Origin of the sequence: uncultured Sulfitobacter sp. (genome assembly GCF_947497275.1) — a bacterium.
Classification (GTDB): Bacteria; Pseudomonadota; Alphaproteobacteria; order Rhodobacterales; family Rhodobacteraceae; genus Sulfitobacter.
Genome location: NZ_CANMFS010000008.1, coordinates 13,742 through 33,312 on the forward strand (window position 1 = coordinate 13,742; position 19,571 = coordinate 33,312).

Annotated in this window: 22 protein-coding genes and 1 tRNA gene; 13 read left to right on the plus strand and 10 right to left on the minus strand. The window is 62.4% G+C overall.

The window, feature by feature from the left end:
• The first annotated feature begins 30 nt into the window (after positions 1-30).
• A complete protein-coding gene (locus Q1A06_RS15720) occupies positions 31-1,737 on the plus strand; it encodes a calcium-binding protein (RefSeq protein WP_299565740.1) in 1,707 nt (568 codons plus the stop codon).
• A gap of 144 nt (positions 1,738-1,881) precedes the next feature.
• On the opposite strand, the gene Q1A06_RS15725 is transcribed toward Q1A06_RS15720, so the two are convergent.
• Positions 1,882-1,956, minus strand: a tRNA-Thr gene (locus Q1A06_RS15725).
• 175 nt (positions 1,957-2,131) lie between these two features.
• Between Q1A06_RS15725 and Q1A06_RS15730 the strand changes: the two genes are divergently transcribed.
• The 5 genes from Q1A06_RS15730 (at position 2,132) to Q1A06_RS15750 (ending at position 6,399) form a co-directional block, all read left to right on the plus strand.
• Complete coding sequence (locus Q1A06_RS15730) at positions 2,132-2,320, plus strand: hypothetical protein (protein WP_299565743.1); 189 nt, start codon at positions 2,132-2,134, stop codon at positions 2,318-2,320.
• Positions 2,321-2,323: 3 nt separating this feature from the next.
• The gene (murA, locus tag Q1A06_RS15735) at positions 2,324-3,595 is read left to right on the plus strand and encodes a UDP-N-acetylglucosamine 1-carboxyvinyltransferase (protein WP_299565746.1); all 1,272 of its coding nucleotides are present in this window, start codon (positions 2,324-2,326) and stop codon (positions 3,593-3,595) included.
• On the plus strand, positions 3,592-4,062 hold the full coding sequence (locus tag Q1A06_RS15740; protein WP_299565749.1) for a DUF2948 family protein: 471 nt from the start codon (positions 3,592-3,594) through the stop codon (positions 4,060-4,062). Before murA ends, Q1A06_RS15740 begins: the two co-directional genes overlap by 4 nt.
• A 78-nt stretch (positions 4,063-4,140) precedes the next feature.
• Positions 4,141-5,442 (plus strand): histidinol dehydrogenase, encoded by a 1,302-nt coding sequence (hisD, locus tag Q1A06_RS15745; protein WP_299565752.1) that lies wholly within the window; start codon positions 4,141-4,143, stop codon positions 5,440-5,442.
• 90 nt (positions 5,443-5,532) lie between these two features.
• Positions 5,533-6,399, plus strand: a complete 867-nt coding sequence (locus Q1A06_RS15750) for an FkbM family methyltransferase (RefSeq protein WP_299565754.1) — start codon at positions 5,533-5,535, stop codon at positions 6,397-6,399.
• A 2-nt stretch (positions 6,400-6,401) separates the two neighbouring features.
• Here Q1A06_RS15750 and Q1A06_RS15755 read toward each other — a convergent pair whose 3' ends face one another.
• Positions 6,402-7,217: a glycosyltransferase gene (locus tag Q1A06_RS15755; RefSeq protein WP_299565757.1), complete on the minus strand. Its 816-nt coding sequence runs from the start codon at positions 7,215-7,217 to the stop codon at positions 6,402-6,404.
• A gap of 188 nt (positions 7,218-7,405) precedes the next feature.
• On the opposite strand from Q1A06_RS15755, the gene Q1A06_RS15760 reads away from it, so the two are divergent.
• The gene (locus tag Q1A06_RS15760; RefSeq protein WP_299565760.1) at positions 7,406-7,885 is read left to right on the plus strand and encodes a UPF0262 family protein; all 480 of its coding nucleotides are present in this window, start codon (positions 7,406-7,408) and stop codon (positions 7,883-7,885) included.
• Between the two features lies 1 nt (position 7,886).
• Entirely contained in the window at positions 7,887-8,351 is a 465-nt protein-coding gene (locus tag Q1A06_RS15765) for a low molecular weight phosphatase family protein (RefSeq protein WP_299565763.1), read from the plus strand.
• A gap of 53 nt (positions 8,352-8,404) precedes the next feature.
• Here Q1A06_RS15765 and Q1A06_RS15770 read toward each other — a convergent pair whose 3' ends face one another.
• Both Q1A06_RS15770 and Q1A06_RS15775 read right to left on the minus strand, forming a co-directional pair.
• Positions 8,405-8,761, minus strand: coding sequence for a hypothetical protein (locus tag Q1A06_RS15770; RefSeq protein ID WP_299565766.1), 357 nt, complete (start codon positions 8,759-8,761; stop codon positions 8,405-8,407).
• Positions 8,762-8,875: 114 nt separating this feature from the next.
• Positions 8,876-10,102, minus strand: coding sequence for a hypothetical protein (locus tag Q1A06_RS15775; RefSeq protein WP_299565769.1), 1,227 nt, complete (start codon positions 10,100-10,102; stop codon positions 8,876-8,878).
• A 36-nt stretch (positions 10,103-10,138) separates the two neighbouring features.
• Between Q1A06_RS15775 and lepA the strand changes: the two genes are divergently transcribed.
• From lepA to Q1A06_RS15795, 4 genes are all read left to right on the plus strand, one after another.
• Positions 10,139-11,938: a translation elongation factor 4 gene (lepA, locus tag Q1A06_RS15780; protein ID WP_299565772.1), complete on the plus strand. Its 1,800-nt coding sequence runs from the start codon at positions 10,139-10,141 to the stop codon at positions 11,936-11,938.
• Between the two features lie 96 nt (positions 11,939-12,034).
• Entirely contained in the window at positions 12,035-12,763 is a 729-nt protein-coding gene (locus Q1A06_RS15785; RefSeq protein ID WP_299565775.1) for a hypothetical protein, read from the plus strand.
• 156 nt (positions 12,764-12,919) lie between these two features.
• On the plus strand, positions 12,920-13,150 hold the full coding sequence (locus Q1A06_RS15790) for a hypothetical protein (protein ID WP_299565778.1): 231 nt from the start codon (positions 12,920-12,922) through the stop codon (positions 13,148-13,150).
• 24 nt (positions 13,151-13,174) lie between these two features.
• A complete protein-coding gene (locus Q1A06_RS15795) occupies positions 13,175-13,672 on the plus strand; it encodes an alkylphosphonate utilization protein (RefSeq protein WP_299565780.1) in 498 nt (165 codons plus the stop codon).
• On the opposite strand, the gene Q1A06_RS15800 is transcribed toward Q1A06_RS15795, so the two are convergent.
• Positions 13,669-13,872, minus strand: a complete 204-nt coding sequence (locus Q1A06_RS15800) for a DUF3072 domain-containing protein (protein ID WP_299565782.1) — start codon at positions 13,870-13,872, stop codon at positions 13,669-13,671. The genes Q1A06_RS15795 and Q1A06_RS15800 overlap by 4 nt on opposite strands.
• Before the next feature lie 119 nt (positions 13,873-13,991).
• Between Q1A06_RS15800 and Q1A06_RS15805 the strand changes: the two genes are divergently transcribed.
• Positions 13,992-14,819 carry a 3-keto-5-aminohexanoate cleavage protein gene (locus Q1A06_RS15805; protein ID WP_299565785.1) on the plus strand — a complete coding sequence of 276 codons (828 nt, stop codon included), beginning with the start codon at positions 13,992-13,994 and terminating at the stop codon, positions 14,817-14,819.
• Here the strand turns inward: Q1A06_RS15805 and Q1A06_RS15810 are convergent.
• Genes Q1A06_RS15810 through Q1A06_RS15830 form a run of 5 tightly spaced genes read right to left on the minus strand, consistent with a single transcriptional unit; the run spans position 14,816 to position 19,571 of the window.
• The gene (locus Q1A06_RS15810) at positions 14,816-15,538 is read right to left on the minus strand and encodes a polysaccharide deacetylase family protein (RefSeq protein WP_299565787.1); all 723 of its coding nucleotides are present in this window, start codon (positions 15,536-15,538) and stop codon (positions 14,816-14,818) included. The genes Q1A06_RS15805 and Q1A06_RS15810 overlap by 4 nt on opposite strands.
• A gap of 10 nt (positions 15,539-15,548) precedes the next feature.
• A complete protein-coding gene (locus Q1A06_RS15815) occupies positions 15,549-16,691 on the minus strand; it encodes a glycosyltransferase (RefSeq protein WP_299565790.1) in 1,143 nt (380 codons plus the stop codon).
• Entirely contained in the window at positions 16,688-17,272 is a 585-nt protein-coding gene (locus tag Q1A06_RS15820; protein ID WP_299565793.1) for a histidine phosphatase family protein, read from the minus strand. Before Q1A06_RS15820 ends, Q1A06_RS15815 begins: the two co-directional genes overlap by 4 nt.
• Positions 17,269-18,333: a glycosyltransferase family 4 protein gene (locus tag Q1A06_RS15825; protein ID WP_299566081.1), complete on the minus strand. Its 1,065-nt coding sequence runs from the start codon at positions 18,331-18,333 to the stop codon at positions 17,269-17,271. Before Q1A06_RS15825 ends, Q1A06_RS15820 begins: the two co-directional genes overlap by 4 nt.
• The gene (locus tag Q1A06_RS15830; protein ID WP_299565796.1) at positions 18,333-19,571 is read right to left on the minus strand and encodes a glycosyltransferase family 4 protein; all 1,239 of its coding nucleotides are present in this window, start codon (positions 19,569-19,571) and stop codon (positions 18,333-18,335) included. Before Q1A06_RS15830 ends, Q1A06_RS15825 begins: the two co-directional genes overlap by 1 nt.

Below are 19,571 nucleotides of genomic sequence, written 5' to 3' on the forward strand. Positions count from 1 at the left end.
ATTGAATTTTAGGACTTGAGGAGAGCAACCATGGCTACTGCAAACATCACATCCGAATTTCTCGGGCTACTGAACCGGATTTCCGGCGCGTCCGACCCTGTCGGAGAGCTCCTGGGCGTTTCACTCGATAACATGGATGCAGTCGAAGGGCTGACGGATGCCACCATTGGTGAGCCGACCGTCACCTTGGCCACGCCCTCTTTGATACAGGTCGTGCTGCCCGTCGAAGGAGAAGACGCCCTTACTTTCGAAGTCAACGGTTCGGGCATTGGCCCGCTGAGCGACATGGACGATTTCCTGGGGGCCGTCCTTGGCGGCACCGCGACCGGATCGCTCAGCGGGCTGGGCCTGTCGCAGGGTACAACAGAGATCCTCGGCGTGGACCTGTCGTCGACGGCAATCGAAGTACGGTCCGGTGATCAGACGATCGATCTGACCGGGACCTTCCCCACGGCCCTGGCAAGCCTGCCTTCCCTGCTCGGTGCCGCGGCGCTTCTCGATCCCGAAACACTTGCCGAGCTGGACGCCGACGACCGGTCGGCGCTGGTCGCCGCGCTGACGCCGATCTCTCTGAGCGAACTGACGGTCTCCGACGGCGACACCGAAGTCGTGAATTTCACTGTCGCACCGACCGGCGTGACCCTGACCTTGGGCGGGTACACCGCGCAACTGGCCGGTGCCATGCCGGCCAACCTCGGCGCGTTTGCGACGGGGATCTTTGCGGGTGTCGATGCGGGCGGTGATCCGGTCACTTCCGTTCTGGGTGGCCTCGACATCAGCGGCCTCACCGTGCTGAACCCGGCAGGCGTGGCGATCGCCGACCTCGATGGCCCCCTTACGGATCTCGACGACCTCGACCTGACGATCGACGGCGTGGCCCTGCCCGAGGGCGTACCGGTGCTGTTCGATCTGGCTGGCGCCAATGTGGACCTGACCGCGACCGACGAAGGCAGCATCCTGATCGGAACGGTCGGGCAGGACACCCTGGCAGGCGGCGCAGGCGACGATACGGCGCTTGCCCTCGCAGGGGATGATGTAGTCGATGGCGGTGCCGGTGCGGATACCCTGAGCGGAGACGACGGCAACGACAGGCTGCTGGGCGGCGAAGGTGACGACCTGCTCAACGGGGGGCTGGGCACCGATACGTTGAACGGCGGAGCCGGCAACGACACGATCTTTGGCGGCACAGGCGAAGCCGACCTGCGTGACGTGATTTATGGCGGCAGTGGCAACGACGTGATCGACGGCGGCCACGGCAACGACGAGGTGCGCGGGGATGCCGGGAACGACAACATCGCCGGTGGCTTCGGAGCCGACACCGTGCTGGGCGGTGAGGGCAACGACACCCTCACCGGATCGGCCTATGGCGATCTGCTGTTCGGCGCGGAAGGCGATGATTTCATCAACGGCGGCTTCGGCTACGACCGCGTCAACGGCGGTGACGGCGCGGATGATTTCTATCATCTGGGCATCTTCAACCACGGCTCCGACTGGATCCAGGACTACGACGCCTCCGAGGGCGACGTGCTGGTCTTCGGCAGGCCAGACGCGACGCGCGCGCAGTTCCAGATCAACGTGGCCACCACGCCGACCGCCGGTGCCGCCGACGTCGACGAGGCCTTCATCGTCTACCGCCCAACGGGCCAGATCATGTGGGCGCTGGTCGACGGCGACGGCCAGGAAGAGATCAACCTGCAGATCGGTGCACAGATCTACGACCTGACTGACATGATCTGAGCGAAGAAAAAGGGGGGGCGCACAGCCCCTCCACCACAGTGCTGGTTCCTCGCGCCACCGAACGCGCCACCTCCCGTGAAGCGCACCCCACAGAAACTTCGGCACCCCGCCGATCTGTTCCAAATGATTGATGGTGTCCGGAGATGGTGCTGTGAGAGAGGATTGAACTCTCGACCTCACCCTTACCAAGGGTGTGCTCTACCACTGAGCTACCACAGCATCTCGTTTCCGTATCGGCACCATCGCATCTCCGAGCGGCCTTTTTCAAGCCAGGCTCTTGATCCGAACGACGGCAGCGCCGGTGGAGGGCTGATTAGCTTCATTCCGGTTCCCGTGCAACCCTAATTCTGCAGGCAATCTGGACCCCGGCGGGCGCCTGCGCTAGACAGACGGCATGGCAGACAAAACGCCCCCACAGACACCCGCTCAAAAGGCAAAGGCAGAACAGGCCGCCCGCCGTGAGGCGCGGTTGAAGCAGGCGTTGAAGGCGAATATGACACGGCGGAAAATGCAGGCGCGCGCACGCGCCGGGGCAGACACGCCCACAGGCAATGCGCGCGATGCGCAAGACAAGGAACACTGACGCATGGACGCAATTCTGGTACGCGGCGGCAATGCCCTCAACGGGCAGATCCCGATCGCGGGCGCGAAAAACGCCTGTCTCACCCTGATGCCCGCGACCTTGCTCAGCGAAGAGCCGCTGACGCTGACCAACGCGCCGCGCCTGTCGGACATCCGCACGATGACGCAGTTGCTGCAATCGCTGGGCGCTGAAGTGACCTCGCTGCAAGAGGGCCGCGTGATCGCCATGTCGTGCCACGGTGCGATCAACACCCGCGCCGACTATGACATCGTGCGCAAGATGCGCGCCTCCAACCTGGTGCTGGGTCCCTTGCTGGCGCGCGAGGGCCATGCCGAGGTGTCGCTGCCCGGCGGCTGTGCAATCGGTGCGCGCCCCATGGACATCCACACCGACGGTCTGGCCAAGATGGGCGCGCAGATCGACCTGCGCGACGGGTACCTCTATGCCAAGGCCGCCGGGGGCCGGCTCAAGGGCGCGGTGATCGACTTTCCTTTCGCCTCAGTGGGTGCGACCGAGAACATCATGATGGCCGCAACGCTGGCCAAAGGCACCACCGTCATCAACAACGCCGCCCGCGAGCCTGAAATCGTGGACCTCGCGGATTGCCTGCGCCGTATGGGCGCACAAATCGACGGCGACGGCACGGCAACCATCACCGTGCAGGGCGTCGACCGTCTGGGTGCGGCGACGCACCCGGTCGTTGCCGACCGGATCGAATTGGGCACCTACATGCTCGCGCCCGCCATCTGCGGCGGCGAAGTCGAACTGCTGGGCGGTCGGATCAACCTGATCGGCGCATTCTGCGAAAAGCTGGATGCGGCGGGCATCGACGTGACGCAGACCGACCGCGGGCTCAAGGTCAAATGCCGTGGCGCACGGGCGAACGCCGTCGATGTGACGACCGAACCCTTCCCTGGATTCCCCACGGATCTGCAGGCGCAGATGATGGCGCTCCTGTGCACGGCGGACGGTACTTCCGTGCTTGAGGAAACGATCTTCGAGAACCGCTTCATGCATGCCCCGGAACTGATCCGCATGGGGGCCAGTATCGAGGTGCACGGCGGTCGCGCCACCGTGCAGGGTGTCGAACGGCTCAAGGGGGCGCCGGTGATGGCCACGGATCTGCGCGCGTCGGTCTCGCTCATCCTCGCCGGTCTCGCCGCCGAAGGTGAGACGAAAGTGTCGCGTGTCTATCACCTCGATCGCGGCTACGAACATGTGGTGGCCAAGCTCTCGGGCGTTGGCGCAGATATCGAACGGATCAAGGACCAATGACGCAGGACGCAAAATTCGAAGACGGGCGCGAAGCGCCGCTCAATCTCGGCGCGCTCGACGCCGAGGACCTAGCCGTGATCGCGGCGTTGACGCAGGATGCGGTGTTTCCCGCCTCTGAGATGCGCTGGGACAGGCGGCAGGCGCGGTTTGCTCTCCTGATCAACCGGGTGCGGTGGGAGGACAGGGGCAAGGACCGCCACGCGCCCGAACGGGTTCAGTCCGTGTTGATGTTCTCGAACGTGCAGGCCGTCGCGTCACAGGCAGTGACAAAGGGCGATCCGGATCTGGTGCTGTCCCTGCTGGCGCTCCGGTTCGACATGACGGACGATCCCTCCGGCACCGTGACGCTGACGCTGGCGGGCGACGGGGCGATCCGCCTGACGGTCGAGGCGCTGGATGTCACGCTCAAGGATGTGACCCGTCCCTATGCGGCCCCCTCGCGCAAATTGCCGACGCATCCGGACTAGGGCCGGGGACGCCCTTCTATTGCTGCGTCCCATGCCCGCCAATCCACACCCGCCACCGCCCCAATGACGGAGCTTTCAATGCCTGTTTATCTCGACGCCACCGCGCCCGATTTCGAGGCGGCATTCATGACACTCCTGAATGCCAAGCGCGAGGACAGCCCCGATGTCGATCATACCGTTGCGAACATCATCGCGGACGTGCGCACACGCGGCGATCTCGCGGTCATCGCACTGACCGAGAAATTCGACCGCATCGCGCTGAGCCCCGATCGCCTGCGCATCGGCGCACAAGAGATCGTGGCGGCAATGGATGTCGTGTCGGACGAAGACCGTGCGGCGCTTGAACTGGCCGCCGCGCGTATCCGTTCCTATCACGAACGCCAGTTGCCCGAAGATGCGCAATGGACGGATGATGCCGGTGCGACGCTGGGCTGGCGCTGGTCTGCGGTCAGCGCGGCAGGCCTCTATGTGCCTGGCGGGTTGGCGTCCTATCCCTCATCCGTCCTGATGAACGCGATTCCGGCCAAGGTGGCGGGCGTTGGGCGTCTCGCGATGGTGGTGCCCACGCCCGACGGCATCCTCAATCCTTTGGTGTTGCTGGCCGCGCATATCTCTGGCGTGGACGAAATCTATCGCATCGGGGGGGCACAGGCGATTGCGGCACTTGCCTACGGCACCGAGACCATTGCCCCGGTAGACAAAATCACCGGCCCCGGCAACGCCTTCGTCGCCGCCGCCAAACGGCGCGTGTTCGGCAAGGTCGGCATCGACATGATCGCGGGACCGTCCGAAATCCTTGTCGTGGCGGACGGCGACAACGACCCCGACTGGATCGCGCTCGACCTGCTCAGTCAGGCAGAACACGACGAAAGCGCGCAATCCATCCTCATCACCACCGACGCGGCGTTCGGCAAGGCGGTGGGGCAGGCGGTCGAAACGCGGCTGAAAAGCCTTCAGCGCGCACATATCGCAGGCCCTTCGTGGCGGGACTATGGCGCGGTGATCACGGTGCCCGATCTGGACACTGCGGCACGGCTGACCGACCGGATCGCGCCGGAACATCTTGAACTATGCGTCGCCGACCCCGAAGCGCTCAGCGCAAAGATCACCCACGCCGGCGCGATCTTCCTAGGACAGTGGACGCCGGAAGCCATCGGCGATTACGTCGGCGGGCCGAACCATGTGCTGCCCACCGCCCGCTCGGCACGCTTTTCCTCAGGGCTGTCGGTGCTCGACTTCATGAAGCGCACGACGCTCGCCCGCATGACGCCGCAGGCCCTGCGCGCCGTGGGCCCCGCCGCCGAACGCCTCGCCACGTCCGAGAGCCTTGAGGCGCATGGCCTTTCGGTCACAGCACGTTTGCGCAAGCTTAACGACTGAAGTTTATGCTCACCTCAAAGGGGGCTTTCGTGCTACGTATCGCCAAAAGCCCCCGCAAAAAGGGCGTCCCTTGAGCAAGGCACAAAGCAGATGAACCAGGAAATACAGCGACTTCTCAAGCGGCTGCGGCTTGGCCGCACCATCGAGAGCTATCCCGTGACAGTCACGACCGCGCAGATCGAAGGCCAGCAGGTTCACTTCTGTACCAATATGGAAAAGGACCCGATCCAGCGCAAACAGCGCAAGGGCACCTTTTACGAAATGCACGAGCTGCAGGAGCTGGCCAAACATTTCCCGAAGGGCGGTACCTTCGTCGACATCGGTGCAAACGTCGGCAACCATTCGCTTTTCGCCGCGATGTTCATGGGGGCCGCGCGCGTCATCCCGTTTGAGCCGAACCCGCGTGCCTACCGACTTTATATCCAGAACATGCTGATCAACGGCCAGACCGAAAAGGTCGACTTTTCAAAGCTCGGTTGCGGCCTGTCCGACGTCGAAGCGGACGGTTTCGGTATGCAACCAAAGGAGCGCAACCTCGGCGGTGCCAAGATGATCAGCAAGGGCGGCGATCTGCAGGTGTTCCGCGCCGACAGCCTGCTCGCGGAAGAGACACCCGACATGATCAAGATCGACGTCGAGGGGATGGAGCTTGGCGTGCTGCGCGGCCTGTCCGGCCTGCTCGATCGGTGCAGCCCGGTGATCCAGATCGAGGTCGATGTCGAAAACGACGCCGGATTTCAGGAATGGCTGACCGCGTCGGGCTACGAAGTCGCCGACACGATCAAACGCTACCGCCAGAACCTGAACTATCTGCTGGTACATCCCGCCGCCACCGCCGCGCGGCACAAGACCAAGTCCAAAACCGCCTCCCCAAAGGCGAAAACCAAGGCGCGTACGTCAAAGAAAACAAAACCACCCAAAAAGACGCCGCCAAAGATGCTCGCCAGCGCGAAGTGAACCTAGTCCGTCGCGTCTTTCTCTAGAACCAGCCTGTCGCGGAATTGCCCAAGCAGCGGTAAATCCTGCGCGATGATGCGATCAATATCCGCCTCGCTCACCAGCTTGCCGCCCACCATCGCGCGGCTGTCATTGGTGTCGTGCACCGACCGCAGGTACATCACCGGCCCCCCGTGGATCACCCGCACCGGACGCCGCTCCAGTATCTTCTTGTGGGCGATGTTGAACGGACTGCGGGTGGTACCGCTTTTGGAAACAAGCGTCAGCCCCTGCGCCGCCGCAGGCATATTGCGCCGGCGCAACTCGATCCCCCCATCGGGCCGGAACACCAGATTGACGCCCTTGGCATGGGAAATGAACGTGTACGTTTGCCCCGCGTGAAACAGCGATACCGCCGCCGCCGCCTCGCGCTTGATCGTCTCGACGAAACCCGCCCCCACCGCATCGTCGTCGTCAAGGATCGACTGGATCACATGCGGCCCCGTCGCCGTGAGGGACCGTCGGCGGAACTGGTCGATACAGTAGGCCGCGCGTTCCGGCGCTTCGAACAGCACATGCGCGCGGTCGCCCAACGTATCCTTGCACAGCGCTGCCAACCGCGTTCTGAACGGCGCGGGCATCCCTTCGGACGACAGTACGATCAGGCCGAAATCTCCGTCGGTCTGGTCCGACAGGGACCGTAGCGCGATCTGCTCCAACAGCACCGCCCGTTTTTCCAGACGCGCGGAGTCGAACAGCAGATCGGCCGTGCGGCTTGCATCGGACCGCCAGTCAGACCGCCCGAAGAACGAATAGCGCATGAGAAACAAGGACTGCATGAGAGGCTCCGCAACAGCGCACGGGCAACGCCGCGCCGCGACACAGTAATCGCGCGCAGGCCGCCATGACAACGCAAACGCGCAGTGCAACACACCCGTTGACGCAACAGCGCCACACCGCGCAGCGATTGCCCACAGGTCCGCGCTGGGCTAAGCAGGGGCTGATTACCGCTTTGAGGAGATATGCCATGTCGCGTATCACGCATATCGTTCTTGACGACGCCAACCTGCCACCGCCCACCCCCGAGATCGAGCAGGAGCGCCGCGTCGCCATGTTCGACCTGCTGGAGGACAATAATTTCTCTTTGCCCCAGCGCGATGAACGTGCCGTTCCATCCGGCCCCTACCATCTGGGTCTGTCGATCCGCGACAAGCGGCTCGTGTTCGATGTGAACACCGAAACCGATGAAAAGGCTGCGGAATTTCACCTGTCTCTCGGCCCGTTCCGGCAAGTGGTCAAGGATTACTTCCAGATCTGCGAAAGCTATTTCGATGCCGTGAAAAAGCTGCCACCGGCGCAGATCGAAACCATCGACATGGCCCGTCGCGGCATCCACATGGAAGGCAGCCGTGTCCTGCAGGAGCGCCTTGAAGGCAAGGCCGAGATCGACATCGACACCGCGCGCCGCCTCTTTACCCTGATCTGCGTCCTGCATTTTGGGGTCTGACGTGACGCTAGATCTGCCGCAATCCGTTCTGTTCTGCTGCGATCACAATGCTGTCCGGTCACCCATGGCCGAGGGCATCATGAAAAAACTCTACGGGACGGATACTTATGTGCAGTCCGTCGGCGTCGAAAACGACCTCGAAATCGACGGCTTCTCGATCGCCGTTTGCCAGGAAATGGGGGTCGAGCTGTCGCGCCACCGCTCGCGCAGCTTTGACGAACTGGAACAGTGGGGCGAGGACCTGGGCTCGTTCGATCTGGTGATCGCGCTGTCGCCCGCCTCACAGGCCCGCGCGTTGGAGTTATCGCGCTACTACCATCTCGATGTCGAATACTGGCCTATTCTCGACCCCACCGGAATGGGCGAAACCCGCGAGGCCAAGCTGCTGCAATTTCGCGCGGCCCGCGATCAGATCGTCTCGCGGCTGACCGACCGGTTCGGCGCACCCGACTGCGCGACACCCTGATCCGGGTGCCGACGTAAACCGGAGGGCGCAGGCCCCGCTCGAAAAGCCAGGGTTCAGGTTGCGCTACAGCTTGCTGCCGCAGTCTGGCCGAACGCTTTCCACGTGCTCCAGAAGGCGTTGTCCGATGCGCGATCCGACTGCCGCCAGACCTGCAGCTTGTGCGGATCCTTGAACGCTTTCACGCCGCGCCGCTGTTCGGAATTGGACAACCGCTGGTCCGCCACTGCCTGAATACAGCCACACCGCGCCGCACTCGCGCCCCGGCGACCATCTGCTACACAGGCGCGCTGCAAGGCGCCGGTCGCGTACATGACGCGCGGCGCATAGGCACCGCTTGTCGTGATACTTCCTCTGCCGCCACATGCGGCCAGAGTGCTCAGCGCAATCAGCGCGAAAACCATCGGTTTCATGACATCTGCCCTTGTCTGGTGCCGCTGACGGGTTTTCCCATTCTGGCGCGGCTTTGAACTGCTTTGCAACACTATGCACAATCCAGCTGATTCCGCAAATCAGGAATAGCGATGCTAAAGCAGACCTGCCCACTTTATCGCCGCATCAACAAGCGACTGTACCTTCTGGGAATTGAGCAGAAGATGAGCCGCGCCGGCCGGCACGCCCCACTTTATCAAAGTGTCTACCGTCAAATCCGCTTTGCGTCCGAACCACTTTGCACAGGAGGCCGCGCCCGACTGCAAAAGCGAAATTGCGTCCAGAACCCGCGCAAGATCGGGCTTTTCGGCGTAGGCCTCTTTTTCCAAAGCCTTCGCTCCAGCCCAGATTATCGCTGTTTGTGAAACTAATTCCGTAGCATCTTCCAGCGCCTCGGGCGGCGCATTGCCGCCAATCCCGTGACGGTCCGCTGCTATGGGCGCATCAGCCATCGGCAGATCATTCAGCGCATCGCGGACTTTATGCTTGGCAACGATTTTTTCGATTGTTCCGGCTAAGTTCTTTGGTTCTTCATTCCAATTGTCTTCCGGTATCAGCGCGACCTCACGTTGAAGCGCCCAGCTCAGGGGTTTTCCGACCAGGAAGCTTTCATACCAATCGCGCCAGAACGACCATTCAGGGCTGTCAAAGCCGTACACAGAGTTCAGGTCGTCATAAGCCTTGCGTATATCCGGCGGCATCTGCGAACCATGCCATAGCTTTCGTTTGACGAGGTCACGCGGGTCAGGCGTCCTGTCAACAGCGCCTGCATCTATGGCAACCGGCGCGCCCACATAGGACTCAAGAAGTGACAGATCCGGGCCTTCATACCCGGCGAAATAATCGGTCGCTGCGACCACGCCCATTATTGCTTGGGGTCGTGCAGGCGCATCCGCTTTTTCCTGCATCATGAGATGACCGTCAGCATCTGCAACGATCAAGAGCGCATCACCAAGTGCCCGCGTCAGCGTGTCAGCATTTGGAAAGATCTTCGTCGCCGCCTGCAAGGAGCCAGAAAGGTCCAGAATGCGACGGTGCCAAGCTACGAGCACTTCGGGCGCAATTGTTGCAAGACCCTGCGCCTCCAGCGATTGTATCAGCAATGACCTCAGCAGCGATTGGCGAAAATAATCCGGCCCCTGCCAAAGCTCGGGTGGGCGGTTTTCATGGAATACGACAGTCAGGGGAAACATCCGCAAGGCATTGCGGCTCAGGAGCAGGATTGCCTCTTGGCTACCCTTGGCTTCAAACCATCTATCCAGGCTTCCGTGATCAGTTATATCAATCCCGGCGCCCCCATCACCTCCCGCGACATCATCCACCTTGACCGCTCCTCAAAACCCCTACATATCCAAATCATGACACCGCTTTCACACATCCGCAATTTCTCCATCGTCGCGCACATCGACCACGGGAAATCCACCCTCGCCGATCGTCTTATCCAGGAGACGAACACAGTGTCCTTGCGCGACATGAAAGAGCAGATGCTCGACAGCATGGACATCGAGCGCGAGCGCGGCATTACGATCAAGGCGCAGACCGTCCGGATTAACTACACCGCCCTGAACGGCGAGGAGTATGTGCTCAACCTGATCGACACCCCCGGTCACGTCGATTTCGCCTACGAGGTCTCCCGCTCCATGCGCGCGGTCGAAGGCTCGCTTCTGGTGGTCGACAGCACCCAGGGCGTCGAGGCGCAGACGCTTGCCAACGTCTATCATGCCATCGACGCGAACCACGAGATCGTACCGGTCCTCAACAAGATCGACCTGCCCGCCACCGATTGCGACCGCGTCGCTGAACAGATCGAGGACGTCATCGGCATCGACGCCTCCGGCGCCATCCGCGTCTCCGCCAAGACGGGGCAGGGGATCGTTGAGACCCTCGAGGCCATCGTCCACCACCTCCCCGCGCCCACCGGCACGCTCGACGCGCCGCTCAAGGCGATGCTGGTCGATTCGTGGTACGACAGCTATCTCGGCGTGATCGTCCTCGTGCGCATCATGGACGGGCAGCTCAAGAAAGGCGACCGTATCCGCATGATGCAGAACGGCTCAGTCCACCACGTCGACCGCATCGGCGTCTTCCGCCCCGCGATGACCGAATTCGACGCGCTCGGCCCCGGTGAAATCGGCTTCCTGACCGCCTCCATCAAACAGGTCCGCGACACCCGCGTCGGCGACACCATCACCCACGAGAAAAAGCCCTGCGCCACCGCGCTGCCGGGCTTCAAACCCTCGCAACCGGTCGTCTTCTGCGGCCTCTTCCCCGTCGACGCCAACGATTTCGAAGACCTGCGCGACAGCATCGAAAAACTCGCCCTGAACGACGCCAGCTTCTCGTTCGAGATGGAAACCTCCGCCGCCCTCGGCTTCGGCTTCCGCTGCGGCTTTCTGGGCCTTCTACACCTCGAAGTCATCCGCGACCGGATCGAGCGCGAATATGACATCGAGCTGATCACCACCGCGCCCTCCGTCATCTACCACATCCACATGAAGGACGGGACGATGCAGGAACTGCACAACCCCGCCGACATGCCCGACCTCACTTTCGTCGACCACCTCGAAGAGCCGCGGATCAAGGCGACGATCCTCGTCCCCGACGAATACCTCGGCGATGTGCTCAAACTCTGCCAGGACCGCCGCGGCATTCAGCAAGACCTCACCTACGCCGGCTCCCGCGCGATGGTGGTCTACGATCTGCCGCTCAACGAAGTGGTTTTCGATTTCTACGATAGGCTCAAAAGCGTTACCAAAGGGTATGCGAGCTTTGACTACCAGATGCTCGGCTACCGCGAGGACGCGCTGGTCAAAATGTCGATCCTCGTCAACGACGAACCGGTCGACGCGCTCTCCACCATGGTCCACCGCGACCGCGCCGAAATGCGCGGCCGCGCGATGGTCGAAAAACTCAAAGACCTCATCCCCCGCCACATGTTCAAGATCCCGATCCAGGCGGCCATCGGCGGCAAAGTCATCGCCCGCGAAACCCTGTCCGCCATGCGCAAGGACGTCACCGCCAAATGCTACGGCGGCGACGCATCCCGCAAACGCAAGCTGCTCGACAAGCAGAAGGCGGGTAAGAAGAAGATGCGGCAGTTCGGGAAAGTGGATATTCCGCAGGAAGCTTTCATCAGCGCGTTGAAGATGGACGGTTAAAGCCGACCAGCTTCAACGCGACGGTGGGAGGCAGTGTATTGCAAAGCAATGCACGTTCCCACTGGGTTGAAATAGAGCGCAAGGGGCTGGGTGAGCATGGAATTAACGCACGATGATATTTTGGAAAACTACGCTGAGTTATTCGGAGTTGACGATGGTGCAACCGTAAAGCTAATTACTGACTCGATCAGTCAGCTTTATAAAGAGTGGAATATTTTCCTATACTTTTTCTGTGGTCCACGGGAACGTGTGGATGTTTTGAACGAGTCTTCTGGTTCAACGGCTCGTACACTACAGTCGATGCTTTGGGATAGTGCTGTGATGAAAGTACGCAAGCTAACAGATCCGGCAAAATCACGGTCAAATAAAAATTTAAGCATTGAGAATTTGGTGCGGATTGCTTTTGATCACTCCAAACTAGACATCTCGGGCTCATATGAGACCACCATGGCGGAGGTTACGGATTGTCGCAAATATGCTGATAAATATTTAGTTCATCGCGACCTGGGTCACGCCTTGGGAAAGTCTGCCACATCAATAAATCGAAAATCTACTACACTAGCAATTAGGGCTATCGGTAGTTTTGTTAAGACTTTTCATATGGAAACTAGAGATACTCAATATGCTCTGATGCCGATATCATTCGCAGCAGATGAGCAGCAATTTTTAATGCGCCTCCATCTAGGCAATCTTAAATCTAAAGAATTAGAAGCCGAACGATATGCTCGGGCAATTTCTGGTGAAAAAGTCGAAAAATTAGAATACAGATTGCCTGAGTGGATCCGAGATGACGAAAGTCGCCATCCACTATTTGACCTGGACTAAGTATATATCTGCTTTGCCAAATCTCCGATTTGGCAGCGCCCGAACCGCCCCCACGGGGCGGGCGCTTCGCACCAGCCCCTCGGTTCGGGCGCGGTGCTCCATATTGAACGGCGCGGCAGACAGGCTATCTTATCAAGTACCCCATTAGAGGCCCCCATGCTCCACTTCGCCTTCGCCATCTACTCCATCGCCTTCAGCGTCCTTTCCGGTTCGCTGGCCGTCGCCGTGATCGTCGCGGGGTATTTCTCGTGGCTCACGATGATCGGCGCCATGATCGCGGGGGCGCTCGTCTCCCTCCCGGCCACCTATGCCATTCTAAAACAAATGGACTGGTCCGAGCCGGATAAACGGCATGCGGCCAAGCCCGACAGATGGTACATCAGGTAAACTTTCTCCTGATCCCGAGGCCCCATGTCCTGTTCCCTTTGCACCACCGACGCACCGTTGGCCGAAATCCCCGTCCCTGGCGGCCCTGCAGACGCAACCGTCACCATCTGCGCCGCCTGCGCCGACCCCGACACACCCGCCGACCACTTCCGCCCGCTCGCCTCAACCATGTGGTCCGAGGACCCCGCCCTGCAAGTCTACGCCGCGCGCACACTCAAACGTCTCGACACCGACTGGTCCCGCGATCTGCTTGACCAGTTGTACCTCGATGACGAAACCCAAGCCTGGGCCGACAACGTCGCCGCCCCCACCGGTCACAAGGACAGCAACGGCGTCCCGCTCAACCAAGGGGACACCGTCGTGCTGATCAAGGATCTCACCGTCAAGGGCGCGGGCTTCACCGCCAAGCGCGGCACCGCCGTGCACCGGATCTCCCTCGTCCCCGACAACGACGCCCACATCGAAGGCCGCGTCGAAGGACAGCGCATCGTGATCCTGACGGAGTTCGTCAAGAAGCGTTAATGCCCGGCTTTTTCCTTCAGCGTCTCGATCCTCTCCGACGCGTCGGCCTTCGTCAGACCGTCGTCGAACTCTTCACCCGTCTCCTCGCACAGCGTCTTGAGGTAACTCGCCTGCGCGCCGGTCATCGGCTCGTCGCCGGTCACCCAATCGTCGGGGTCCTTGACGGCGTTTCCGGTCGGGTCTGTTTTCGGATTGTCCATGATATTCTCCTTTTGTTCACATCCCAATGCGCCAGCGCCCCGATGGTTCCCGTCTGCACGGGCGGTGTACAGGTGGTGTACACTGTGTGACACTGCCGCAAACAACTCCGAGGCCCCTCATGACCCCCTGTATTCTCTGCGTCGCCATCACCGGATCCGTCCCCACCAAGGCGGCCAATCCCGCCGTCCCAGTCAGCATCGCAGAGCAGATTGAAAGCACCCATGAGGCCTATGAAGCCGGTGCCGCCATCTGCCACGCCCATGTGCGCAACGCTGACGAAACGCCGTCCTCCGACCCCGAGAAATTCGCGCAGTTGCAAGAGGGGGTGAAGAAGCACTGCCCTGATATGATTATACAATTCTCCACCGGCGGACGCTCCGGCGCGGGGCACGAACGCGGCGGGATGCTGTCCCTGCGCCCCGATATGGCCAGCCTCTCGGTCGGGTCCAACAACTTCCCCACCCGCGTCTACGAGAACCCGCCGGAACTGGTCGACTGGCTCGCCTCCGAGATGGTGAAATACGAGGTGAAGCCCGAGATCGAGGCCTTTGACCTCAGCCACATTCACAAAGCCGCCGAAATGAACCGCGATGGCCGCATCCCCGGCCAACTCTACATCCAATTCGTCATGGGCGTGAAAAACGCCATGCCCGCAGACCGAGAAACCTTTGATTTCTATATTAAAACGGTCAAGCGTCTGGCGCCTGATGCGCTGTGGTGTGCCGCCGGAGTCGGCCCGAACCAGATCGTTTTGAATGACTGGGCCATCGCCGCAGGTGGCCACGCCCGTGCCGGTCTTGAGGATAACGTCCGACTCGACCGCGACACACTGGCGCCGTCGAACGCGGCTCTGATCAGGCGGGCGGCGGATCTGTGCGACAAGTACGAGCGCCCGGTAGCGACACCCGGCGAGGCCCGCAAGATGCTGACGCTGCGCCCCGCCTAGATCAAGCCACGCAGATCGAAGCTTTGCGCACCCCCGTCCAGCAACACAGAAAGACAATCCGCGCTGAACTGCCAGACCTCTTCAGTGTGTACCAGATGATGCGTCAAAAGCCCCACGGGCTCTGCCGTGTCACGGTCTCTTTGCCTTGCCAGAGTGCGCACAATTCCGTCGACCAGCGTTGACGGATCCACGAGACCTCGATCACCGCGCCAGAAGATCGGATCGATGTGGGTGTTGATCTGATACACTCCCTCCGCAGCCAATGCGCTCTGACGTTCCCCGAACGTCGACAGCCCGCGGTATCCAGCAGCGGCCAGCACCGGCGTAAACTCGGGCGCGATCCGGTTCCACGGCGGTACAAATACCGGCAGCAGGTCGGTACCGAAAAGCGCTTTAAGCCGACTTAACCCATCGGTGATCTGCGCCTTGGCACGGGGCCTCGGATGCCCGAACTCCGATTTTTTCGCGCCCTGCGGCGCATTGTTTTCATGCCTCCAGCCATGCACCAGAGGTATCAGGCTGCTTTCCGCACGGACGTAGTCGGTCAGGCTCTGGTCGGCAAAATCGGGAATAACGGCGATGTGCGCGGGAACACCCATCCTTGCCGCCAACGCGCGCAACCGGTCGAGCGCCGCTGTCGGTGCGATCGTGTCGTCATCGCGCCACCAGATTGCGGGACTGCGGCCCGCGCGTCGCCATTGGAGCAGTTCATTTTCCACCGGGGACCAATCAATCCGCATTGCGCGCCTCTGCCAATTCGCTGGCGATCTGCACCGTCTGCATTGCGCCGTCAAATCCAGTAGGTGGCGGAGCCCGTCGGGGCGCGTTCATCACACGGGCAAGAGCTTCGAACAGGCTTTGCGGTGTCAGATCCGCCCGTTTAAGGCTTTCGATGCTGTCGCGCCCGGCAAGGGCGCGAGCCCGCAGACCCTGTTCAACTTCGTTGCCTTCATCGAATGGGACGAACACCGCGGGTGTGCCGGCCTGAAGCACATCGAGCGCGGTATTGTATCCGCACAGCGACACGGAGGCTGCCGCAGACACCAGCATCTGGCGAAAATTCGGATCCGCCGGCGTGATGGTTACGTTCGGCGGTGCGACGGCTTGCAGTTGCGCGATCCGCGCGTGCGGGTCGGCACCGCCGACCAACAAACGCCAGTGCCGATGCGGCATGAGCGCCGCCGCAACGACCGCCGCATCGTACACATGTCCGCCCACATCGCCGCCGCCCGCGCTTACCAGGATTTCGTCTTTGCCAAGCAGCGCGGGATGCGCGCCGACCGCAGGCGGTGCGACAAAGCCGGTGTAGCGCAGTTTTTTGCGCAGCGTGTCTGACACCGGCCAACTGGTCTCAAGCGGGGTGAGCGTCGGATCCGAATGGACAAGAACCGCCGTGTAATAGCGTTGCACCATCTCGTCTGCAAACGCGGCTTTGCGCGGCTTCGATGGTGGCGCGAGTATGTCGCGGATCGACGCACAGACCACGGGCGCAGGTCTCAGCTCTCGTGCCGCATCGAGAAGCGCGCCGAATTCATCGCGCAATATCCTGCGGCCGAACGGAAACAGCTCGGTCACAAGGAGGTCGGGATGTCGCGTCGTGAGCTCGGCAACCAGAGCCGCCGCGCGGGCGGCAAGATAATCCGGCCCGGCGGGGCCCGTCGCCGTCAGCAGCCGCGCAAAATCTATTCCGTCAGAGCGGACCGGCGCCAGTTGCACGATCTCGACGTCCCCCTTGTCAAGCAGCGGCGCGGGCATCCCGCCGCTGATCACACACACGTCGTGTCCGCGTGCGGTGAACGCGCGCGCCAGCGTCAATGCGCGGGCCAGATGGCCGGTGCCAAGCAGATGGGTTACGACGATCATGACCTTCATGGCGCGCGCTGCTCCAGTCTCACAGGGTCTTTCAGGGCAGACCAGTGATCGCCGTCGATTGCAAGAATGAACAACCGGTTGCGTTTGATCGCGAAAGGCGCGGCGCCGTCAAAGTTCCACCCAGACGCATGGGCCAGCAGCACCCGCATGACACCGATATGGCAGACCGCAACGGTGTCGCGGCGCAAGGCCTGCGCCCATGGCACGACGCGGTCGCGGACGGCCTGTGGCGGCTCGCCATTCGGTGGCGTATAGTTCCAACCCCAATCCTCGATGTCTCGGTGGTCGCAGGCAGGATCAGCCCGGACGGCGCGGGCCTCCCGACCCTCCCAATCGCCCCAGTGCATCTCCATCAGGGCCGGTTCAGGGCGCGGAGCCATCGATCCGACCAGCGTCGCCGTTTCAATGGCACGGATCAGCGGGCTGGCGCACAAGTCCGCTGTGTCCCAAGGTGCGGGGAGCTTCCGTGCGGCCAATTCCGCGCGCGCGGCATCGTCAAGCGGGATGTCGCTGCGCCCCTGAATACGGCCCGCACGGTTCCATGTGGTATGGCCGTGGCGCAAAAGGGCAAGGCGGATCATAGCGCGACGCCTGCATGCGACAAGCCGTCGCGCAAGGTGCGTGCCGCAGCGGGCAGTAGGTGATTGGCGGCGATATGGGCGCGGATCCGGTCGGACGGTGGTGGGGTATCCAGCGTTGCCCGCACGAGGTGCGCAAGCCCCCGAGGGCCGTCCTCGACCGCCGGATAATCGCGCGGGAAAAGAACGTCGCGTACACCCGGCCGGTCTTGCGCGATCACCGGCAGACCGTGGGCCTGCGCCTCCAGATATGTCATCCCGAACGCCTCGTCGACGCCCGGCCACAAGAGCGCGCCGGCGCGACCGTAAGCATCGGCGAGCCCAGCGGCGTCCAGCTCCCCCAGAAAGCGAACGCGCTCTGCGAAAGGGGCCATCGCTGCGGCAACCGCCGCGCTTTGCGGTCCGTCGCCCGCGATCTCCAGATACCAGTCGCCGGGCACTTGCGCCAGCGTCTGCGCGATCAGCCGGTACGACGCCATCTTTGCACCTGCGCGCATCATCGCCACGCTGAGCAAGCCGCTGCCGCTGCCGACTGCTTGCGGGGGCAGATCGGTCCTGTCTAGAAACGGTGGCAAATGGACCAGTCGCTGCGCGGGTGGCGCGTAGGCGCGCAGAGCCGCGCCGTCGTGTTCCGTCAGATAAAAGATCACATCGGCGGCATCGCAGGCCGCCTCCGCCGCCCGCGCGAAACGGTCCCATGGGCCGTCAAGCCGCTTGCGCGCCCGCGTCGCCTCGACGAGCAGGTAGGGAATCCCGAGCGACCGTGCGACCGTCGGACCAATCAGGTCGGGCGCCTTGTAATAGTTGTGATAGGTGATCCACGCCCGCCATTCCGCGCGCGCGCCTTTTGCGATAATGCCAGGGATCAGCGCGTCGGCCTCCGCGATCAGCGCCGCCTGAATACGGGCCTCGCCGACCGCATCGCGGCTGCGCAGCTGTGCGGCAATCGTGACCTGCGCGCCGCCCATCTGCAACGCTGCTACCAGCCCCCGCGCCATCGCGCGATCACCGGACGGAACCGTATGGTCCGGTGGCTTCAACGGTGCGTAGAAGGCGAGGGGCATCAAGTGCCCGACAGGACGCCGCGCAGGCGTTGCGCCAGATGCGCGATACCCGGCGGCATTGTAAAATCGGCATGCAACCGCGCGTGCGCCGCTTCGGCGAGACGCGGGCCCAATACGGGGTCGCGCGCGACGCGGACCATCTGTGCCGCGAAATCTTCCGCCCGGTCCGCGCTCAGCAGGCCATGAACCTCATCGGTGATGAACTCGGGTATTGCCGACACCGGCGTCGACAGGATCGGTAGTTTCTGGCTTGCCGCTTCCATCAGCACATTAGGCAGCCCGTCACGGTCTCCGTCCGCTGCGATGCGCGCGGGAAGTACGAAAAGATCCGCCGCGCGCATCGCGGCGATCACATCCGGCTGGTCGCAGGCGCCGCGCCAGGTGATGCGGTCCGCCACTCCGGCGGCGCGCGCACGGGCGCGCAGCGGCGCGTCCAATTCGCCACCGCCGATATGGGTCCAGTGCCAGTCCAGATCGCGGGGCAGCAAGGCAAGCGCGTCGATCAGCGTATCGAAACCCTTCTTTTCCACCAGCCGCCCCACTGACATCATATGCAATGGCATCGTGGGGTCTCGGGGTGGCCGCTCCGGTGCTGCGGGAAAGCGCGACAGGTCAAGACCGTGATACACCAGATCCACACGCCCCGGCGTGTCGGCAAGGCTTTGCAAATGGCGCGCGCCGGATGCGGTGCAGGTTGCGCCAAAGGCCGCGCCGTAGCTCTGCGCCGACAGCTTCTCGCGCAATTCCCATTCAGGCGATGTCCAGATGTCCTTGGCGTGGGCGGAAAAGCTCCACGGCACCCCGCGCAGGATCGCGGCATAGCGCGCCACCGACGAGGGCGTGTGCAGAAAATGCGCGTAAAGTGCGCGCAACCCATCGCCCGCCTCATGGGCCAGCACGCAGGCCTGCCCCCAACGCCGGCGGCGGTTGGCCGTATCGTCGCGGGCAAGGTCGCGGGCATAGACATCGGCGGCGGCGTCGAAACCGGGCAGGGTGCAGGCCGCGCCCATCGCCTCATGCACACGGCGCGGCTCAAGGTGCAGGTACTCCGGAAGGTACCGCACCCGTGCCTGCAACCGATCATGCAGCGGATGCGTCTTGGCATCCGTCGGGTGGCGCAAAGACCACAGATCAAAACGCAGGCCCGCGTCTTCAAGCGCAACGAGTTCCTGAGCGATGAAGGTCTCGGACAGCCGGGGCCAGCCTTTGACCACGACGGCGAGAGGCGTCGTCGTCAT